12 protein-coding genes and 1 tRNA gene are annotated in these 15,265 nt (G+C 65.5%); 6 read left to right on the top strand and 7 right to left on the bottom strand.

Going from position 1 to position 15,265, the window contains the following annotated elements:
- Positions 1 to 16: 16 nt before the first annotated feature.
- Entirely contained in the window at positions 17 to 385 is a 369-nt protein-coding gene (locus tag NDN16_RS06015; RefSeq protein ID WP_251112721.1) for a hypothetical protein, read from the bottom strand.
- 119 nt (positions 386 to 504) lie between these two features.
- Positions 505 to 1,950, bottom strand: coding sequence for a homospermidine synthase (locus NDN16_RS06010; protein ID WP_251112720.1), 1,446 nt, complete (start codon positions 1,948 to 1,950; stop codon positions 505 to 507).
- Positions 1,951 to 2,074: 124 nt separating this feature from the next.
- Between NDN16_RS06010 and NDN16_RS06005 the strand changes: the two genes are divergently transcribed.
- Complete coding sequence (locus NDN16_RS06005; protein WP_251112719.1) at positions 2,075 to 3,049, top strand: small ribosomal subunit Rsm22 family protein; 975 nt, start codon at positions 2,075 to 2,077, stop codon at positions 3,047 to 3,049.
- On the opposite strand, the gene NDN16_RS06000 is transcribed toward NDN16_RS06005, so the two are convergent.
- On the bottom strand, positions 3,050 to 4,876 hold the full coding sequence (locus NDN16_RS06000; RefSeq protein WP_251112718.1) for a M3 family oligoendopeptidase: 1,827 nt from the start codon (positions 4,874 to 4,876) through the stop codon (positions 3,050 to 3,052).
- A 199-nt stretch (positions 4,877 to 5,075) separates the two neighbouring features.
- Here NDN16_RS06000 and NDN16_RS05995 point away from each other — a divergent pair, with 199 nt between their 5' ends.
- The 4 genes from NDN16_RS05995 to NDN16_RS05980 all read left to right on the top strand — a co-directional run bounded on the left by NDN16_RS05995 (position 5,076) and on the right by NDN16_RS05980 (position 11,842).
- Positions 5,076 to 6,986: a DUF882 domain-containing protein gene (locus NDN16_RS05995; protein WP_251112717.1), complete on the top strand. Its 1,911-nt coding sequence runs from the start codon at positions 5,076 to 5,078 to the stop codon at positions 6,984 to 6,986.
- Positions 6,987 to 7,374: 388 nt separating this feature from the next.
- On the top strand, positions 7,375 to 7,800 hold the full coding sequence (locus NDN16_RS05990) for a MucR family transcriptional regulator (protein WP_251112716.1): 426 nt from the start codon (positions 7,375 to 7,377) through the stop codon (positions 7,798 to 7,800).
- A 146-nt stretch (positions 7,801 to 7,946) separates the two neighbouring features.
- Positions 7,947 to 10,511 carry a bifunctional lysylphosphatidylglycerol flippase/synthetase MprF gene (gene mprF / locus NDN16_RS05985; RefSeq protein WP_251112715.1) on the top strand — a complete coding sequence of 855 codons (2,565 nt, stop codon included), beginning with the start codon at positions 7,947 to 7,949 and terminating at the stop codon, positions 10,509 to 10,511.
- Complete coding sequence (locus NDN16_RS05980) at positions 10,508 to 11,842, top strand: AcvB/VirJ family lysyl-phosphatidylglycerol hydrolase (RefSeq protein WP_251112714.1); 1,335 nt, start codon at positions 10,508 to 10,510, stop codon at positions 11,840 to 11,842. The genes mprF and NDN16_RS05980 overlap by 4 nt, the downstream gene beginning before the upstream one ends.
- A gap of 50 nt (positions 11,843 to 11,892) precedes the next feature.
- On the opposite strand, the gene NDN16_RS05975 is transcribed toward NDN16_RS05980, so the two are convergent.
- The gene (locus tag NDN16_RS05975) at positions 11,893 to 12,594 is read right to left on the bottom strand and encodes an outer membrane protein (RefSeq protein WP_251112713.1); all 702 of its coding nucleotides are present in this window, start codon (positions 12,592 to 12,594) and stop codon (positions 11,893 to 11,895) included.
- A 202-nt stretch (positions 12,595 to 12,796) separates the two neighbouring features.
- Positions 12,797 to 12,871 (bottom strand) — tRNA-Glu (locus NDN16_RS05970).
- A gap of 114 nt (positions 12,872 to 12,985) precedes the next feature.
- Here NDN16_RS05970 and NDN16_RS05965 point away from each other — a divergent pair.
- On the top strand, positions 12,986 to 13,786 hold the full coding sequence (locus tag NDN16_RS05965) for a TrmH family RNA methyltransferase (protein WP_251112712.1): 801 nt from the start codon (positions 12,986 to 12,988) through the stop codon (positions 13,784 to 13,786).
- Here the strand turns inward: NDN16_RS05965 and NDN16_RS05960 are convergent.
- Together NDN16_RS05960 and NDN16_RS05955 are read right to left on the bottom strand one after the other, a co-directional pair.
- On the bottom strand, positions 13,764 to 14,573 hold the full coding sequence (locus NDN16_RS05960) for a hypothetical protein (RefSeq protein WP_251112711.1): 810 nt from the start codon (positions 14,571 to 14,573) through the stop codon (positions 13,764 to 13,766). The two genes, NDN16_RS05965 and NDN16_RS05960, sit on opposite strands and share 23 nt — an antisense overlap.
- A gap of 21 nt (positions 14,574 to 14,594) precedes the next feature.
- Positions 14,595 to 15,173, bottom strand: coding sequence for a DUF1134 domain-containing protein (locus NDN16_RS05955; RefSeq protein ID WP_251112710.1), 579 nt, complete (start codon positions 15,171 to 15,173; stop codon positions 14,595 to 14,597).
- Positions 15,174 to 15,265: the final 92 nt, after the last annotated feature.

Here is a 15,265-nt window from a genome sequence, read left to right as displayed (position 1 = left end):
CCCCGATGCGGTCGCGTCAGGCCTGCCGGGTCAGGTCGAAGCGGGTGCCGGACGAGTTGACGCAGGAAAGCTGGTTTGCCGAGACCTGGTCGCAATTGACGGCGATGCGATCGCCGTTCGACAGCCGCGTATACTCGATGGCGATGCGCGTCTGCGACAGGTTGCGGTAGGTGCCGCGCGCCAGTACCGAGCCGGTGTCGTTTGCCGTGGAGGTGAAGGTGCCGCCCTGAAGGCTGGAGACGGCGACGCCGGACGTGTCGCCCCAGCGCCCGTCGAAGCCCATGCGGGCGGGGCCGGCCGTCGGGCCGCCGCTCGGGCCCGTCATGCAGCCGGACAAGGCGAGGCTCAACGTGGCAAGACCGGCAAACAAAGCTTTACGGCGCATCGCGGCGACTCCCGTGAACAAGATCTCAGTCTGCCTATTATGGGATTCCGCATGCGGCAGGAAAGGGCGGGCCGGCCCTTTTGGGACGCGACCCGCCTCGATCCGGGCTTTGCGTGGTCCTAATGAACCAGGATGTTGCGGAACTGCCAGGGGTCTTTCTCGTCGAGGTCTTCCGGGAACAGGCCGGGCCTGTCCTTCAGCGGCGTCCAGTCGGTGTAGTAGCCCTTCACCGGTCCGAGATACTGGCGCTGGACGTCGAGGCAGCGCCGGTAATCCATCTCGTCGGCTTCCACGATGCCGGCTTCCGGATTCTCGAGCGCCCAGACCATCCCCGCAAGCACCGCGGAGGTGACCTGCAGGCCGGTGGCGTTCTGGTAGGGGGCGATGTCGCGGGTTTCCTCCAGCGATAGCTGGGACCCATACCAGTAGGCGTTCTTCTCGTGGCCGAACAGCAGGACGCCCAGTTCGTCGATGCCGTCGACGAGTTCGTCCTCGTCCAGTACGTGATGCACCGGCTGGATATGCCCGGCCGCGCCGAACAGCTCGTGCAGCGAAAGGACGGCGTCGTTGCAGGGGTGGTAGGCGTAGTGGACAGTCGGCCGGTAGCTGACCTCATCATGCTTGTCGACGACGGTGAAGTAATCGGCGATCGAGATGGACTCGTTATGCGTGACCAGGAAGCCATATTGCGCACCCGGCGTGGGGCACCATGTGCGAACGCGCGTGTTGGCGCCCGGCTGGTCGAGGTAGATCGCGCATTTCGGACCCTTCTTGTGGTCCTTGGCGTTCTTCGGGCGCCACTTCTCGTGCGTGCCCCAGCCGAGTTCCGATGGCTGCATGCCCTCGGAGATGAAGCCCTCGACCGACCATGTGTTCCAGAAGACGTTCATCGGCTTGGGGTTGCGCGTGCGCTGCGTGTCGCGCTCCGCGATGTGGATGCCCTTGACGCCCACCTTCTTCATGAGCTTGGCCCAGCCCTCGCGGTCGTCGGCGGTGGGCTCCTCGTATTTCAGGCCGGTATCGTTGGCGATGTCCACCAACGCCTGCTTGACGAACCAGGAGACCATGCCCGGATTGGCCCCGCAGCACGAGACCGCAGTGGTTCCGCCGGGGTTCTTGCGCTTTTCCTTGCGCACCGTTTCACGCAGCGCGTAATTGGTGCGGTCCGCATTGGTGAGGCTGTCGTCGAAGTAGAAGCCCAGCCAGGGCTCCACCACCGTGTCGATATACAGCACGCCCAGTTCGCGGCACATGCGGATCAGGTCCAGCGAACCGGTATCGACCGACAGGTTGACGCAGAAGCCCCTGCCATCGCCCTCGGTCAGAAGGGGAGTGAGCAGGCTTTCGTAGTTCTTGCGGGTGACGGCTTCCTGGATGAAACGGAAACCGCGCTCTTCCACGATGGCACGGTTGGCGTCACTGGGGTCGATGACCACCACGCGCGACCTGTCGAAGTTGAAGTGCCGCTCGATCAGGGGAAGCGTTCCGCGGCCGATCGACCCGAAGCCGATCATCACGATGGGGCCGGTAATCTCACCATAAACCTGATACTGGTCGTTCGCCATTCTGGCAGGTCCTTTCGCACTGTCGCATCGCAGGATATGTCGCCTTCGGCTAACCGAGATTGCTGTCAAATAAAAGAGGGCGCACGCGACCTTCGACGGCAACCCCGAAATCAGGGAAGACGAAATGGAACTCCCCGCGTCCCTCCGTGCGGCTCTGGACACCCTGCTCGACGGCCACGCCGTCGCCGGCATCGCCGTGGCTGGAAGCCGCCTGTCCGCACGCTACCGCGCCGAGGTTCTGGACGGTCGGCTGCATCTCGACAGCGACGACGCGGCGAGAGCCTATGTGGCAACCAGGTTGCCCGCAACCTATGCTGCGATACGGCGCGCCATGGACCTTGTCGGCGAAGCGATGAACCCGCAGACGCCGGCGCCCGTATCCCTGCTCGATGTGGGGGCCGGGCCGGGAACGGCGCTCTGGGCGGCAGCCGATATGTGGCCGGGGCTCGGCACCGCGACGATGGTGGAGGCCAGCGGCCCGATCCGCCGGATGGGCGAGAGGCTGGCGGCGGCGAGCGACGTTCCGCAACGGCGCTGGCTGGACGGCCGGGCAGGCGACCTGGTGGAGGCGGCGGAGCCCGCCGACCTCGTCACGCTGGCCTATGTGCTGGACGAGTTGCAGGAGGCCGAACGCGACAGGCTGGTCGATGCCCTGTGGCGGAAGGCGCGGCACATCCTCCTGATCGTGGAGCCCGGCACGCCGGCCGGCTGGCGGCGGATCCTGGCCGCGCGCGGCCGGCTTCTTGCCGAAGGGGCGAACATCGTTGCGCCGTGCCCGCATTCGGCAACCTGTCCGCTGGTTGGGCCGGATTGGTGCCATTTCGCCATCCGCCTTCCGCGAAGCCGCATCCACCGGCTGGCCAAGGGTGCGGATGCGCCCTTCGAGGACGAGAAGTTCATCTTCCTCGCTGCGGCGCGCCGGCCCGCCCCGTTTTCGAGGTCGCGGATACTGGCGCCGCCGCAGCAGGGAAGCGGGAAGGTCCGGCTGAAACTGTGCCGGCCGGACGGGCGGGCGGACGATGTCATGCTGACGCGGCGCGACGGCGACGCCTTCAAGGCGGCGCGTCGCGCATCTTGGGGCGATGGCGTGCCCTTGTGATCAGGCTTCGAGCGCCTCCAGTTCGTCGATCAGGCCGGATATGACGGAAAGCCCCCGGTGCCAGAAGCCGGGGTCCGTCGCGTCGAGGCCGAAGGGCGCCAGAAGCTCGGAATGGTGCCTGGTGCCGCCGGCTTCGAGCATTTCGAGATAGCGTTCGGCGAAACCTGCGTCGGACTGGACGTAGACGGCATAGAGAGAGTTCACCAGACAGTCGCCGAAGGCATAGGCATACACATAGAACGGCGAATGGATGAAGTGCGGGATATAGGCCCAGAAAGTCTCGTATCCCGGCTGCAGCCGCACGGAGGGCCCCAGGCTCTCGCCTTGTGTTTCCACCCAAAGCTGCCCGATGCGTTCGGACGTCAACTCGCCTTGGCGGCGCTCGGTGTGGAGCGCCCGTTCGAAATTGTAGAAGGCGATCTGCCGGATCACCGTATTGATCATGTCTTCGACCTTGGACGCGATCAGGAAGCGGCGCTGCTGCGGATCGGGGGTCTTTTCCAGAAGAGAGCGGAAGGTCAGCATCTCGCCGAAGACGGATGCCGTCTCGGCCAGCGTCAGCGGCGTCGGCGCCATCAGCGGACCCTGCCGTGCGGCGAGCACCTGGTGGACGCCGTGCCCGAGTTCATGCGCCAGGGTCATGACGTCGCGCGGCTTGCCGAGATAGTTGAGCAGGACGTATGGGTGCGCCGAGGGCACGGTCGGATGGGCGAAGGCACCGGGCGACTTGCCGGGGCGCACGCCGGCGTCGATCCAGCTTTTGTCGAAGAAGCGCCCGGCGATCTCCGCCATGCGCGGCGAGAAGCCGGCATAGGCCGACATCACCGTCTCGCGGGCCTCGTCCCAGCCGATGGGGCGCCGCTCCATGCCGGGCAGGGGCGCATTCCTGTCCCAGTGGTCCAGGGCTTCCTGCCCGAGCCAGCCCGCCTTGAGCCGGTAATATCTGTGCGAGATGGAGGGATAGGCCTCGCGGACGGCGGCGGCCAGCGCGTCGACGACCTCGCGCTCGACGCGATTGGCAAGGTGCCGGCTGTCGGCGATATCGGTGAAGCCCCGCCAGCGGTCGGAGATTTCCTTGTCCTTGGCCAGCGTATTCGTGATCAGGCTGAACAGGCGAAGATTTGCGCCAAAGACCGCCGCGAGCGCTTCCGCAGCCTCCTGCCGCAGGGCCTTGTCGTCTTCCTGAAGCAGGTTCAGCGTTTCCTCGATCGACAGCTCCTCGCCGCGCACCGCGAAGCGGAGCCCCGTCATCGTCTCGTCGAAGAGGCGGTTCCAGCTTGCCGGCCCGGTGACGGCCTTTTCGAGGAACAGTTCCTCGATCCGGTCCTCGAGCTGGAACGGGCGCTCCAGCCGCAGATCCGCCAGCCATGGACGGTAGTGGGCAAGCTGCGGATTGCCGGCCAGGGCCGCTTCGATGGCAGCGTCCTCTATCCGGTTCAACTCCAGCCCGAAGAACAGGAGGCGCGCCGAAATGTCGGTGACGCGCGCCTGGATGTCCCCGTAGAACTTGGCGTTTGCGGGGCTCGACGTATCGCCTGCATAGACGAGGCCGGCATATGAGATCAGCCGGCCGAGCCGATCCTCGAGCCCTTCGTAGGCGCGGATCGCATCAACCAGGCCGCCGCCGCCGGGCAGGGCGGCTTCCTGTGCCAGCCGCCCGCGCCAGCGCTGCTGGAAGGCCGTCGCTTCGCTCTCGGCCACCTCCAGATCGCCCTTCAGGACCGGACTGTCCATGGCGGGGTAAAGGTCGCCGAGGTTCCATGTGGGAAGCACCCCCAGATTGGGCTTGGCGGATGCGTCGACTGCTGCGGCGGACAGGTTGCTCATGGAGGGATGTCGTTCCTTCGCGAATCTCGTTCATTGCGCCTTAACCATTTTCCTTTGTAATAAGGAAAGAAATAGGCACATGTCATTTTCATGCCGCAGTTCGGTCAGACGTTTTTGGCACGACTGTGACTTGAGGAAGTTCGGGGTTGGTGCCGGGGACATGGTGGCACCGCCCTCGCCAGCGAGGGGAAGAGACCGAATGCTCGGAAACAAAGCCAGCGCCGCGCGCCGCGTGGCGCGTGCCGCCACGATCCTTGCGACGGGCTTCCTGCTGCTAGCCGGCACCGCACTTGCGGCCAAGGCCGAAACCCGGACGCTCAAGCTGTATCATGTCCATCTTCGCGAGAAGACCGAAGTCACCTACAAGCGCAATGGCCGTTTTCTGCCCGAAGGCCTGAAAAAGGCAAACTGGGCCTTGCGCGACTGGCGCGAGAACAAGCCCACCAACATGGATCCGGCGCTTCTCGACATCATGTGGGAAGCGCAGCGCCAGTCCGGCACGCGTGGCTATATCCAGATCCTGGGTGGTTTCCGCTCGCCCAAGACAAACAACATGCTGCGCTCCCGCTCCTCGGGGGTCGCCGGCGGCAGTCTGCATATGTCGGGCAAGGCGATCGACTTCTACATGGAAGACGTCCCCTTGCGGAAGCTGCGTGAAATCGGGCTGCGCATGCAGGTCGGCGGCGTCGGCTACTATCCGCGGTCCGGCTCGCCCTTCGTCCATTTCGACAGCGGCAAGGGCCGGTACTGGCCGCGCATGAGCCGTTCCGAACTGGCGCAGATCTTCCCGCGCGGCAATACGATCTACCTTCCGGCCGACGGCAAGCCGCTGCCGGGATACGATCAGGCGGTCGCTTCCTACAACCAGCGCAAGGGCGCGTCGGGCAACATCCAGATGGCCAGCGCCTCGGAAACGCGCCGGGGTGGCAAATCGCTCATCGCACGGCTGTTCGGCGGTGGCGCCGACGAGGCCGAGGACAACGCCGAGATGGAGGCCGCGCCCGCGCCGGCCCGCCGCGCGCCGGAAGCGCCGCGCCGCGCCCCCGCTCCGCAGGCGCCGGCCGCACCGGCGGCCCCCGCGGAAGAAACGCTCATCGCCGCGGTGCAGCCGACACCGGCGCCGCGCCGTGCCGCCCCTGCAGCGCCCGTCCTGTCGGCCGGGGTCGCCATGCCCGACAGGCCGCAATTCGACACGAGTTCCAACGCTCCGCGGCCCGCAGCCGGTGTGCCGGGCGCCGCGGCGGCCAGTGCGCCCGCCCCGGCGGAAACGCCGAGCCGCGCCGATCCGCCCAGCATCGCCGTCGCCAGCATTCCGATGCCGCAGGCCGCGCCGGCGCGCGCCACGGCCTCGGCTGCAGAGGCGCCGACCCCGGCCCCGACCGTTGTAGCCGCCGCGGTTGCGCGTGAGCCTGCGTCCGCCGCCGGCGAACTGGCCTACGCCGTCCCCACGCCGAGCCGCAGGCCTTTCGAGGCGGTGCTGCAGGCGGCGGCTGCCACCGACGCCCAGGCGCGGACCGCTTCCGCCGAGGCTCCGACGCCTTCGGACGCCATCGCCGACACGATTCTCAAATCCGCTTCCAAAGAGGCTTCCGACGGCCAGGATGCGCTGTCCGTGGCCGTTGCCTTCCCGACGCATCGGCCGGATGCCGGGCCCGTGCTCGAGGCTGCTGCCGACGCCGCCGTCGCGGAGGCGGGCGACGAGGCAACCGACCTTGCCGGGCTCGACATGGCAGATGCCGAGATTCCGGCGGGCGATGCCATCGCCGACATCCTCAACGACGATCGGCCGGCGCCGTCCACCGTGATGGCCTCTCTGGAAACCGGCGTGACGCCGTCCCGCAGTTTCGAAGACATCATGGCAAGAATTGCGCCGTTGCAGGCGGATGTCGAGACGGGCGGCAAGGGCGGCCGGGTCGGCTCCGGCGCGATGCCGAGGGTTGCGGACCAGAGCGTCATCGCATCCCGCATCGCCGGCGCCGCCGAGGTGACAAGGCCGCTTCAGGTTGCAGACGCCGATCCGGACGCCGCCGCCCGCACCGAGCGCCTGTCCAATTCGTCGCTAGTCGTCAACGTGCCCCTGCACGCGGCTCCGGAGCGCTTCGGCAACTGATCTGCCCGCGCCGGTCGCGCCTGGGCGCACTCTACTTTAAATCACTTCCAGAAGGCCGCCCATCGGGCGGCCTTTTCGTTTTCGTGTCTGGCACGGCCGGCGCTATGCCTTTCCAACGACGCGATGGGCTATTATTACGTCTGAGTCTCACAGGACGATGCTGTGCGAATCTCAGTTACAATGTAAAAAAATTACCGGACAACATCAGCCACATTGCCGAAACTTAATTTTCTGCGATGAGACTTGACATTGAATAGCATACAATAAATACACGATCATTAATTGGCGTCGCGGCCATCGGTCATCGTTGAAACGGACCGTTGTTCGCAGCATCACCATAATCGTTCACTTTTAAGGCACGCGGACGGCGTGGGTATTGAGGTATAAGATGGAACGGAGCGAAAGCGTCGAAAACAACGAGATGCTGATGGAGCTGACGGCCGAAGTGGTCGCTGCTTATGTCAGCAACAATTCCCTGCCGGTTTCCGATCTGCCTGCTTTGATTTCCGACGTCTATGGTGCGCTCGGCCGTACGACGGCCGCTCCGGCTGCTGCGCCGGCTGAAAAGCCGAAGCCTGCTGTCCCGGTCAAGAAATCGGTGACGGACGATTACATCGTGTGCCTCGAAGACGGCAAGAAGTTCAAGTCGCTGAAGCGTCACCTGATGACGCATTACAACCTGACGCCCGAAGAGTACCGCGAAAAGTGGGACCTGCCGACCGATTATCCCATGGTCGCCCCCAACTATGCCGCGGCCCGCTCCCGCCTCGCCAAGCAGATGGGCCTCGGCCACAAGCGCCGCCGCGGCCGCTGATACGGTTGCAGGGCGCCTCAGACGTTCCATGATTTCCAGACGCCGGCTTTCGAGTCGGCGTTTTCTTTTGAGCGCCTTGCCTTGCAACCGCCGCAATGCGCGCGCCATGCGGCGTCGAACACGGCTTTGTCATTCGGGTGGGTCCGATGTCTCCTGTCTCCCTGCGGCCTGCCATTCGCAATTCGATTGCGCTCATCGCCGGCCTCGGCATTACGGCACTCGCCTTCTACACCTTGTCGCGCCTCTTGTCGGAAACGCCACTCGACGCGGTTGCCGCCGCCATCAGGGCGATGCCCTGGCCAACGTTGGGCGCCGCCCTGGCCTTCACCATCCTCAGCTTCATGGCCATGGCGGCCTATGACGTGATCGCAGTGGAGAATACCGCTCCGGGTCGCATTTCGCCTGCGATCTCGGCGCTGGTGGGGGCAAGTGGCTATGCGATCTCCAATGCACTCGGCTTTCCGTTCCTGACGGGGGGCGCCGTCCGCTATCGCGTCTATCGCCGCTTCGGATTCGAGCCGGTGGACGTCGCCCGGATCGTGGGCATTTCGTGGTTCGCCCTCTGGTTCGCCCTCGCGCTGATGGTCGGCGTGGCGCTGGTTGCCGATCCCGGCGACGTCCCGCTGCTGGGCGACCTGCCGCCGGCCGTCGATGTCGCGCTGGGCGTCGTTCTGATCGCCTGTGTCGCGATACTGGTGACGTGGCTGTCCACCGGGCGCCGGCAGGTGAGGATCCGCTCCTGGACGCTTCTCCTTCCCAATGGATGGGCAGCGCTGGCCCAGGTCGCTGCCGGGGTCGTGGACGTCGCGGCGGCTGCGGCTGTGCTGTATGTGCTCATGCCGGCCGACGCGGTGGGCAGCTTCACGCTGTTCGCCATCGTCTTCGCCATGGCCACGGTCGCGGGTGTCGTTTCCAATGCTCCGGCCGGGCTGGGCGCATTCGAGGCGACGATCATCGGCACGCTCGGCCTCGGCGCCAATCCGGATGCGCTGGCGGCTGTCGTCGTCTATCGCCTCGTCTATACGGTGCTGCCGCTGATCGTGACGATGTTCGGCCTTGCGCTGTCGGAGATAGCCCTGCAACGCCATGTCGTGCAGGGTCGGCTGGCTGCAGCCGCAAAGCTGGTGGAGCCGATGGCCCCGCCGCTCACGGCCAGCCTGTCCTTTCTCGGCGGGGTCGTCCTTCTGGTATCGGGTGCGACACCCGGGCTGGAAGGCCGCATCGGCGTTCTGGCGGACATCCTGCCGCTGCCGTTCATCGAGCTGTCGCATCTGGCCGCCAGCCTGGTCGGCGTCGGCCTGCTGATCATTGCGCGCGGGCTCGCCCGCCGGCTTTGGCGCGCCTATGTGTTGGCGCTGGTGCTGATGCTGGCCGGTGCGGTCCTGTCGATCGCCAAGGGCCTGGATTGGGAAGAGGCGTCTGCCCTCCTGTCTTTCGCGGCGTTCCTGGTCGTCTTTCGCCGCGCCTTCTATCGCCGGGCGGACGATGCGCCGCTGGCCTTGAACTGGCGTTGGCTCGCCACGGTGGCGGCGGCGCTGATCGGCTGCGGATGGCTCGGCATGTTCGCCTATTCGCATGTCGAATACGCCAACGCCATGTGGTGGGATTTCGCGCTGGACGGCGATGCTCCGCGATTTCTCCGCGCCAGCCTCGTCGTCTTCCTCGTCATTGCGGCGGCCGGGCTGGAATTGTGGATCCACCAGCGCCATGCGCCGAGAAGCGGCCAGCCGATTCCGGATGCCGTCCGCGCGGTCGTGGCAACATCCTCTTCCACCACGGCCAATCTCGCGCTTCTGGGCGACAAGCAGTTCCTGGTGGCCGACGACGGTTCCGGCTTCGTCATGTACGGGCAATCGGGCGGCAGCCTCGTCGCCCTAGGCGAGCCCGTGGCTCCTGCCGGAAAGGTCGACGAGCTGGCGTGGGCGTTTCGCGACCTGGCCGATCGCAAGGCATTGCGGCCCGTATTCTACGAAGTCGGCGCCGAGCGTCTGCCGCTTTTCCTCGACATGGGGCTTACGGCCCTGAAACTGGGCGAGGTCGCCCGCGTCGACCTGGCCAACTTCACGCTCGGCGGGCCCAAGCGCCAGGACATGCGCACGGCAATGCGCAAGGCGGAACGCGAAGGGCTGGAATTCGCGATCCTGCCGGCCTGGGAGGTGCCAGCCGCCATCGAGGAACTCCGCCTGGTGTCCGACGCCTGGCTGGAGATGAAGTCCGGCGCGGAAAAGAGTTTTTCGCTCGGCTATTTCGATAAGGACTACCTCGCGAATTTCGATCACGCCGTGATGCGCAAGGAAGGGCACATCGTGGCCTTCGCCAATCTGTGGCGCAGCGGCGACAGGAGCGAAATCTCCATCGATCTGATGCGCCATTTGCCCGATGTCTCTCGCGGGGTCATGGACGCCTTGTTCGGGCATGTGCTGATGGCGGCCAAGGACGAAGGGTACCTGTGGTTCGACCTCGGTGCGGCGCCCCTTTCGGGCCTCGTCGACAGGCGCGGCGCCTCGCGTTGGAACCGGTTCGGCTCGATGGTCTACCGCCGCGGGGGGGACCTCTACAGCTTCGACGGCCTGCGCGCTTTCAAACAGAAATTCCAGCCGGTCTGGACCCCGCATTACCTGATCTGCCCGCGCGGTCTCGACACCGCCAAGGCACTGATCGACGTTACGGCGCTGATTTCCCGCAGGCCGGCTGAAAGGAACAACGCATGAAACGCTGGATTGCAGGTGTGGCTGCCATCGGCCTGGTCGCCGCGGCCGGCGCATGGTGGACGGGTTGGCTCCGACTGCCCGGCCTCGGCGGGGCGACGTCCGTCTCTTACGAAAATATCGCCGATGTTCATATGCGTGTCCCGGATGGCGATCCTTCGGGTGTCGCGATCCTGATTTCCGATGCCGGCAAGGCTCCCGATGCGTCGCTGGCGGATGCGCTGGTCCAGCGTGGGCTGGTGGTTCTGCCGGTTCGCCTGGACGATTGGCTGAAGCGGCTGCAGATCGACGCAGAAGATTGTCTCTACGCCGGATCGGATATCGAGGGCATTGCCAAGGAGGCGCAACGGACGTTGCAATTGCAGGATTATTTCCACCCCGTCGTCGTGGGGGAAGGGGCCGGAGGGCTGCTCGCCTACGCCGCCGTCGCCGATTCTCCCAGCGCCACCATGGCGGGCGGCGTCGCGATCGCGCCCGCAGTCGCCCTGGCCACCACATTGCCCATTTGCGACGGCGCGAAGTCCACCAGGGCGGGCGATGGCTACGCGTACGACCTGGCGGCCGAGCTGCCGGAACCCTTTCGCATCGTCGCGGCCGACAGGCCGGCGGGCATGAGCGACGAGCATCACCGCGCGCATTTCGTGCAGGCGGCAGACCTGCCGGCTCAGCTGGAGGCGGCGGTCGATGCAAGCACCGAGCTCGCCGGCAGGGATGCGACCGCGATGCCGGTGGTGGTTGCCAAGGCGCAAGGCACCCCGAAGGCCGTCGCCGTGTTCTTTTCGGGCGATGGCGGCTGGCGCGATCTCGACAAGTCCATCGGCGACTGGCTCGCGCAGAATGGCGTCGAGGTGCTTGGTGTCGATTCTCTGCGTTACTTCTGGTCGGAAAAGACGCCGCAACAGATGGGCGACGATATCGGGGCCATACTCGACAATGCCATGGTGCCGGACGGTATCCCCGTTGCCATGATGGGCTATTCGTTCGGAGCGGACACGCTGCCCTTCGCGTGGAACAGCATTCCGGCGAGCTGGCGCGACCGGACAAGCATCATCGCCCTGCTGGCGCCAAGCCTGGAAACGGGGTTCGAGATCTCCATCGGTGGCTGGTTCGGCATGTCGACGGGCGAAAAGCCGGTCGTGCCACAAATCGCCAGCTTGCCGGCGGATAAGGTCCTGTGCGTATTCGGAGAGGAAGAGGGGCCGGATTCGGCCTGCACGCAGCCCGAGCTTGGCAAGCTGCGCAAGATCCAGACGACGGGCGGCCATCATTTCGACGGCGATTACGATGCGCTTGCCGCGCGCCTGCTGGCGGCGATGACGGGCGCCGGCACCTGATGACAGGTGAAAAAGAGGAGGCAGGTAGACCGGCCTCCTCCTCAGCATGATCAGAAGCGGAAATTCACGCCGGCCTTGAAGGTATGGAAGGTGAGGTCTTCGTTGGCAACGGTGGCCGTGGCGCGGCCAGCGGGGGAATAATTGCCGCTGTAGACTTCTTCCTTGCCCAGGTCGACATAGCCATACTCGGCACCGACGGAGATGTTCTGCGTCAGCGAATATTCGGCGCCCGCGCCGGCGGTCCAGCCGGTATGATCGGCCTTGTCGAGCTTGGTGCTATCGAATGCTGCCGATGACGTCTTCTGTTCGGTCTGTCCGAAGGCGACGCCGGCGTGGGCATAGGGCAGCAGCTTATTGACCGCGACGCCGGCTCGCACTCCCGCCGTGCCCAGATACTTCAGCTTGGACGATAAAACAGCATCCCCATTGTCGATGTTCGTAGCGGCGACGGATGCGCGAGCACCAACGACGACAGAGCCGAACTGCTGATCGTAGCCGACCTGAACGCCGCCCAACAGGCCGTCGAAGTCGTTCTTCTCACCGGCGAGGGCGGCGCTGTCAGTCAATTCCGCATCGCCCGTGGCGCCGCCACCGAACACACCGACCGAGAAGCCGGTCCAGTCATGGGCGATCGGGGCGATGGCAGCAACCGGGGCGGCCGGCTCTTCGAAGACAACGTCGGCGGCAAGCGCCGGGGCAGCCAGGGCGAAGGTGAGGGCGGCGGAAGCCAGGATACGATGGTTGAGGCGCATGGCACTCTCCTGTTGGAAGTAATGCCCTGCATTTGCACCGCAGCCCTTAAGATTCAATCTATATCATGTATATGATAAGTTGAATTTTACGGATTTTGCACGCGGTGGGTGCGTCTCCTATGCACGCGAGCGCGCGCGTTGCGGCAATGCAACACAGCCTGCGGGCCGCTATGCTGAAACTTGGAGAATGATGATGGGGAAGTGGTACGCCCAGGGGGAATCGAACCCCCGTTTGCGCCGTGAGAGGGCGCCGTCCTGACCGCTAGACGATGGGCGCCCTTCGGTGTGGGGCTGGATATAGTTGGATCGCTCGCGAATGGCAAGCCGTTTTCGGTGTCTTCCGTGCGGTGCCGCGCTTGAAAATTCCGTCATCGCCGTGCAATCAGCGCGCATGAGGGTAGAGACGATCGACGATGCGGACGATCCAAGGATCGCCGCCTTCCGCGACATCCGCGAGCGCGACCTCGTCCGCTCGGGCGATTTCATCGCCGAGGGGGCGGTCGTGCTGGATCATCTCCTGACAACTTCCCTGTTCGAGCCCTTATCCGTCCTGGTTTCCGAACACCGGATCGGCGGTCTCCTGCCAAGGCTGCAATCGCTCGGCGGCCAGGTGCCCATCCATGTGTGTCCGCAGATCGTCATGGACCGGCTCGCCGGCTTTTCGGTCCATCGCGGTATTCTTGCCCATGGGCGGCGCAGGGCAGGGCAGGCATCGGACGATTGGCTCGACAAGGGGGAGGGACCGGTTCTCGCTGCCTTCGGCATATCCAATCACGACAACATGGGATCTTTGTTCCGCAATGCCGCGGCCTTCGGCTGCGCCGGCATCGTACTGGATGGCGAAAGCTGCGATCCGCTTTATCGCAAGGCCATCCGGGTATCGGTGGGCACTGTTCTGAAAGTTCCCTTCACCCGGTTCGACAGCACCGACGCCGCCCTGGACCGCCTGGACGCCGCGGGCTATGGCATCGTGGCCCTGACGCCTTCGGCCGATGTGGATCTGGCCGGTTGGACCCCACCGGATAAGGTCGCTCTCGTCGTCGGAGCCGAGGGCGGCGGCTTGCCGCCGGCGGTAATCGCCCGATGCCGGGGGCTGCGGATCGAGATGGCGCCGGGGCTCGACAGCCTGAACGTGGCGACCTCGGCCGCCATCGCCTTACATACGGCCTTTACGCGGCGGGTGGTTCGCTGACGAGGCGGCGGGCGAGTTTGCCGGTCACGGCGTCCGGATCGGAACGGGCTTCGTCCGCCAGTCGTGACAGGCTGGAGCCTTCCGTTGCCGCTGCCAGGCTGATCCTGGCAACGGTCGTCGCGATCTCGTCCAGTCTTTCGCGGATCGCCGCACGGCGGAGCGCTGGGTCTGCTTCTGCGGCCCGCGCAAGAATGTCCGCACGCAGGCCGCCGCCGATGCCGTCCCTGCGCAGCCTATCGGCATCCGGGGCCTTTTCATCGTTCGGTCCTTCCGTCGCCTGGCCCTTCCGGCGCGCGGCCAGAAGATCCAGCTCCAGTTGTTCGATGCGCATCAGGGCCGCGGCGAGAATCAATCGGTTTTCGCCGGAGTCCTCATCCATCTCCTGCAGGCGGGCGTTCAACGCCTCCAGCTCGCCCGTCGAGGCGGGGGGCGCCTGGCGCAACGCCTCGAGCGTATCTTCCGGGCTGCGGCGCCCTTGTGCCTCTCCCGCCGCATCGGCGCCCGCCAGAACGGCCCTTGCCGTCAGCCGGCCGGCTTCGGCACGTGCCATGGCTGCCTCTTCGCGGGCCGACGCCGCCTGCAATTCGGCCCGGCGTATGGCCATGGCCGCCTCGGCGCGCACCTTGTCGGTTTCCGCCCTAATTTCTGGAAGGCTCATCGGCATCGTGGCCTCGGCCTCGCGCCACGCAAGCGATTGCGCCTTGCGCCAGACCAGAGGGACCAGCAGCAAGGCGCCAAGAACGGCCACCAGGGCGCCAAGCAGGAAAAACAGTGCGGCAGCAAGCATGGCCGGTGTCCGTACTCAGGATCAGAACGGGTTCCAGGTCGGTGTCGGCGTGATCTTCAGGTAGCCGACATTGATGCCCAGCCGTGCGCCGACGCCGGTCTTCACCGGAACGATCACCACCTGCTCACGCTGCAGCACCGTCATGCCCAGGCCGCCGACGAGATAGGCGCTGCCAGTCACGCCCCCGAACCGGCCGTAGATGCTCTGCACCGCGGGCAGGTTGTAGACGAGCATCATCATGCGCGCACCGTCGCCGCCGGCGTCGAAGCCGATGGAGGGGCCCTGCCAGTAGAGATGATGCTCACCGGCGTTCTTGGTGAAGAGGGTGCCCTCTCCGTAGCGCACGCCGCCGATGAAGGCGCCCCCGGCTTCTTCGCCGAGGATATAGCCGTTGGGCACGCCATACTGCTGGAAGGCGTGTTCGATGACGGAGGCGAGGCCGCCTGCCGTCGTGCCGAAGAAGTTGTGACCTTGCGAGATCACTTCCTCGAATGAATAACCGCTGCTCTGCTGCGCGGAGGCTGGAGCCGCGAACGCCAGCATGACAGTCGTGACAAGCATCGCGCCGAACAGGCGGACCTGCCTCGAAAACGAGACCATCGGGCGCATCCTTTTCCATCGTTCAAGCTGGGGAAATTGGAACATGATAGAGTTTTCAATTTGCTAACGGCCGATCATCCATTTGAGGTATC

Source organism: Aureimonas altamirensis (genome assembly GCF_023702225.1).
In the GTDB taxonomy this organism is placed as follows: Bacteria; Pseudomonadota; Alphaproteobacteria; order Rhizobiales; family Rhizobiaceae; genus Aureimonas; species Aureimonas altamirensis_B.
Note: the sequence above shows the minus strand (reverse complement) of the source record. Positions and strands in the feature narration are given on the sequence as shown.